This window comes from Streptococcus danieliae (assembly GCF_009767945.1).
Taxonomy (GTDB): domain Bacteria; phylum Bacillota; class Bacilli; order Lactobacillales; family Streptococcaceae; genus Streptococcus; species Streptococcus danieliae.
The window spans coordinates 1-907 of sequence record NZ_WSRS01000167.1; the positions used below are offsets into that span (position 1 = coordinate 1).

The window sequence follows — 907 nt, forward strand, 5'->3', positions numbered from 1 at the left end:
TTAAAGGCTTTGTTTTTGAATCCTCTTTTACGAATCTCAGTCCACACCTGCTCGATTGGATTCATTTCAGGAGTGTAGGGCGGGATGAATTCGAAGCCAATGTTGCTAGGTTTTTCTAGGGTGCTTGATTTATGCCAGACCGCATTGTCCATTACCAGTACAATGTAATCATTCGGGTAAGATTCTGACAACTGTCTTAGAAATTCATTCATCCAGTCCGTATTACATCCTCCACCAATCATGAAGAAAGACTCTCCAGTATGAGCGTCTACAGCTCCGTAGCAGTAACGAAATTCTCGAATATGGTGACTGTGGACTTGTGGTCGAATTCCTTTTGGAGCCCATGCCTTGCTCATCTTACTAATGCGACCAAAACCTGCCTCATCTTGATACATCAACCGTACTTTGTTATAGCGTCTACTATGTTTAAAGCGCTTTCTTGCTCTCCTGACAGTAGATTTTATTTTTAGACGCTAAAATCGTTTTAGCGTCTGCTTTTTTAGGATGTTCTGGCCTAGGGGTTACTTTACGCCAACCATGGCGTTTCAAAAGTGCATAAAAACCTTCACGGGTTGTTCTTTTCCCGATTTTGATTTGATAAGCTTCGTGAATTTCGTTAATTGTCACAATTTCACCAGATACACTAGATTCAAGCTGCTCTTTTAAGAACTCTGTTTCTTCTTCATAGGTAAGGTAAGCAGCTCGACGACCTCCACGTCGATCTTGAATCAGAGCAGAGATCCCTTCTTGTTTGTATTTTTTCACCAAGCGCCAGATTGTATCGTGAGATAGGCCGACTAATTCAATAATTGCTTTATAGGTCATTTTTTGGGAACGCAAATAGACTGCTTGGATACGCTTATGATAGGCAGAATATTGTTTATTTTTAAGAGCTGATTTTAATTCT

At 40.4% G+C, this 907-nt stretch carries 1 pseudogene; it reads right to left on the reverse strand.

Features of this window, described 5'->3' with window-relative positions:
• A pseudogene (locus E5983_RS09950) lies at positions 1 to 907 on the reverse strand (IS630 family transposase); the annotation flags it as partial.